General features: G+C 54.4%; 5 protein-coding genes. 4 read left to right on the plus strand and 1 reads right to left on the minus strand.

The genetic code is table 11. The annotated features are described in order from the left end of the window. The 4 genes from HYU99_11460 to HYU99_11475 form a co-directional block, all read left to right on the plus strand. A partial coding sequence (locus HYU99_11460; GenBank protein ID MBI2340962.1) for a mobile mystery protein B occupies positions 1 to 375 on the plus strand: 375 nt, incomplete at its 5' end. Positions 376 to 506: 131 nt separating this feature from the next. Beyond that, positions 507 to 1,199: a hypothetical protein gene (locus HYU99_11465; GenBank protein ID MBI2340963.1), complete on the plus strand. Its 693-nt coding sequence runs from the start codon at positions 507 to 509 to the stop codon at positions 1,197 to 1,199. A 110-nt stretch (positions 1,200 to 1,309) separates the two neighbouring features. Continuing rightward, the gene (locus HYU99_11470) at positions 1,310 to 1,852 is read left to right on the plus strand and encodes a class I SAM-dependent RNA methyltransferase (protein MBI2340964.1); all 543 of its coding nucleotides are present in this window, start codon (positions 1,310 to 1,312) and stop codon (positions 1,850 to 1,852) included. A 162-nt stretch (positions 1,853 to 2,014) separates the two neighbouring features. Next, positions 2,015 to 2,545 (plus strand): class I SAM-dependent RNA methyltransferase, encoded by a 531-nt coding sequence (locus tag HYU99_11475; GenBank protein ID MBI2340965.1) that lies wholly within the window; start codon positions 2,015 to 2,017, stop codon positions 2,543 to 2,545. Positions 2,546 to 2,721: 176 nt separating this feature from the next. Here HYU99_11475 and HYU99_11480 read toward each other — a convergent pair whose 3' ends face one another. Beyond that, entirely contained in the window at positions 2,722 to 3,177 is a 456-nt protein-coding gene (locus HYU99_11480; protein MBI2340966.1) for a YbhB/YbcL family Raf kinase inhibitor-like protein, read from the minus strand. Between the last annotated feature and the right edge of the window lie 307 nt (positions 3,178 to 3,484).

The following is a 3,484-nucleotide window of genomic DNA, read 5'->3' on the forward strand; positions in this document are numbered from 1 at the left end:
CGTTGGGCCGGGCAGTACAGGCAAAGTGGAAAAAATCTTGGTGTGCCTCCCTATCGTATCACGGAAGAAGTCCAAAAACTGATCGCCGATGCCCGCTATTGGATTGAAAACAACATCTATCCTTGGGATGAGCTGGGAGCCCGGTTTCACCACCGGCTCGTTTCAATTCATCCTTTTCCCAACGGAAACGGAAGGCACGCGCGGCTTTTGACCGATGTCCTTTTGACCCAGCATGGCCAAAAACGTCTGACTTGGGGCGCCCATTTAGATGGTAATTTGTATCAGCAAAGCGAAATGAGGGCGCAATACCTCCAGGCCCTTCGGAAGGCGGACAATCATTCCTTTGATGCCTTGATTATTTTCGTTAAATCATGAATGGCCGTTGAGGCGCGAACCCGATGGCGAGTCACGATGTCCCGCAGGACCTATGAACGAACATGGGACACCGCTGTCAGAGGACCGGAGGACTTGAAGATTTGACGCGCCGATGTTACCTTTGAGACACGATGAGAGTCGAAGGCCTTACCTCCGCCGGGACACACCTGATTTTACGCGGCATTCCCACCATCCGCACCGGCGGAACGGTCGATGAGGCCTCGCAAAAAACGCTGGGGGAGACCCCTCCCGTGGTTTTAAGCCTCGAAGAAATCGGGGTATTGGCCTCCCTCTTTGCCCCTTCAGGCCTCATCAGCCGGCTGAAAAAACGGCTCAATTATCTGAAGCGAAAAAAATGCCGCGTGGTGCCCGCAAAGGGGACCACCGCCTGCATCGACGACGACGATATTGTCTATGTCGGCGTTGATTTTTTGAGCCGGCACTTGGACGACGAAGAAACCATCGCCGGTGTTTTGGCCCACGAATGGGGGCATGCCTGCGCGTTAAAACCGACGCGCGACGAAATTCAGCAACTCAACTGGGACCAGATCTTCGAGCTTCGCCGGGCGCACGAGACGCTGGCGGATGAAATCTCCGGGCGTCTTCTCTGCCGGATGGGGTACACCCCCGAAGGGATCGTGAAATTTTTGACGCGCGAAAAGGGCGAGACGCACAATTACAAATACCACGCCCCCGAAATCCGCGCGCAGGTCATCCGTTACGGATACGAGGCCGAAAAGAGGAAAGCCGCCCTGGCCCGCCAGCTTTTCCCCAAATCGGGTTTGACTCGCGAGTACGACTCCATTTTGTTGGATATAGCGTGAATTTTCGCCTTTGACATTTCTCTGCGTAGGGGTGAACCTCGTGTTCACCCAACAATGGGCGATCACCCTCCCAACAACCGGCGGGCAGGCAAGGATCGCCCCTACGGAATATGGACTTGCCCAAGCTTACTGTTTCCATCGAAAAACTGAACTCCGAGGGGGAGGGGCTGGCCCGGCATATGGGCAAAGTCATTTTTATTCCGTGGGGAGTGCCGGGCGATACCGTTTCCATTCAAATCGAGGAAGAACAGAAGGATTACAGCCGGGGGCGGATTCTCGATATCGTCCAAAAATCACCTGACCGCGCCGATCCGCCATGCCCGTATTTTTTCAACTGCGGCGGGTGCCAACTCCAGCAGATGACCTACGAATCTCAACTGAAATCAAAAAAAGAGATGGTGCTTGATGCCCTGCGGCGGATCGCCAAAATGCCGGACGCCGCGTGTGAGGATGTCATCCCTTCGCCAAAAACCTGGAATTACCGGAGCCGGATTCAGATCCAGCGCGACCGCGAAGGAAAAATCGGTTTTTTTAGGGCCGAAAGCCACGAGATTGTGGAAATTGAAAAATGCCTGATCGCGGATGAACGATTGAATGAGAAATTGGCGGAGTTGAGGAGACAAGAGGCGGAAGGCGGGAAGCAGGAGACATGAGCCAGAAGCCAGAAGCCAGGAGTCAGGAGTCAGGAGTCAGGAGGTGGAAGAGAAAAGCAGGGACGAAAGGACGAAACAGTTGCGAGCGACGAGCGACGAGCGACGAGCGACGAAAAATGGCCTGTCGAATTGCGCGTCGATGACGCGCGAGGTTTTTCCCAGGTGAATCCCGAACAAAATGAGCGGCTGGTCCAACTGGCGCTCGAAATGGCCGATCCCCAAAAGACCGACCAGATTTTTGATCTCTACTGCGGAAGCGGCAATTTCACCTTTTCACTGGCAGAGCTTGCCGGGCATGTCTGGGGGATTGAAAAAAGCCAGGAGGCCCTCGAAGAGGCGCAAAAAAAATCAAAGGAAGGCCATGTGACGAATATCAGCTGGAAACACGGCACCGTCAGCCGGGTGCTGGCTACGCTTAAAAAAAGCGGTTTTGCCTGCCACACCCTGGTGGCCGATCCCCCGCGGCGCGGTCTGGCCGAGGCCATCGAGTGGATTGTGACCTTCAGGCCCCGCAAGATCATTTATATCTCCTGCCATCCGGCCAGCTTTGCCCGCGATACCTTGAGACTCCGGTCCGAAAAATACCGGTTGGACGTCTGCCAGCCGCTCGACATGTTCCCCCAGACCGCCCATGTGGAAGTGGCGGCCCTCTTTGTCCGCGAGGCGGATGTGGATTTTGTGGCGGCGGCGTGACTGATTGCCTCCGGAGGGGGAGCTCCGTTCCGCCGGCGTCAGCTCGCGGGATTCGAAGCATTCTTTGCAGATTCTGCTTTGATTGTTATGCCGACAATTTTTAGGATCGTTTTATCGTTCCGCCTCGCTTCCGCTGACTGCCGGACGTCACAGATCTCCCCCTCCGGAGGCGCCTGCTATCTCTTCCTTTGATATCTCCCCATCAACTCCGCCTGCGCCAGAATATGCCCCTTCATCGCCGATTCGATTTCTCTTTTTGCCGCGCCGTTCTTTAAATTAAGCGCCGTATCGAGTGCGTAGAGCTTGAAGAAGTAGCGATGAACGCCTTCTGGCGGACAGGGGCCGCCGTAGCCGGTCTTGCCCCAACTGTTTTTTCCCTCCAGCGTTCCGGCGGGGAGCGATTTGATTGACTCTGCAAGCGAGTTTGTCGCGGCCGGGAGGTTAAAGAGAATCCAGTGGTCCCATGTCCCCACCGGGGCGTCGGGGTCGTCGTTGATCAGAACGAATGATTGTGCGCCGGACGGGGCGCCGCTCCATTGAAGAGGCGGCGAGATGTCCTGTCCGTCACAGGTGTATTTTTGGGGAATTGAGGCGTTGTGATCAAATGCCGAGCTTTTGATTTCAAGGGCCATGGCGGTTCCTCCTGTAAGACAAATTCCAATAACCAATGGCCAAATTCCAAACAAACGGCAAAAAAACAAATTCCAGTATTTTGAACGCGATTCCAAAAGTTTTTTTGTAGTTTGTATTTTTGTCATTGTCGTTTGTTTGGCTATTGGAATTTGGCGCTTGGAATTTTACAACAGGTCATCCAGAGATGCACCCAATTTTTTCCCCTGCCACGTATCTCTTTTCTCCAATTCCTGATGGATCGCGTTCATTTTGAAGCTCCTTTCAGGCCATCTGGCTGGCGGCCCTGCCGCCCCGTTTATCATTTTA

Source organism: Deltaproteobacteria bacterium, assembly GCA_016183175.1.
GTDB lineage: Bacteria > UBA10199 > UBA10199 > UBA10199 > SBBF01 > JACPFC01.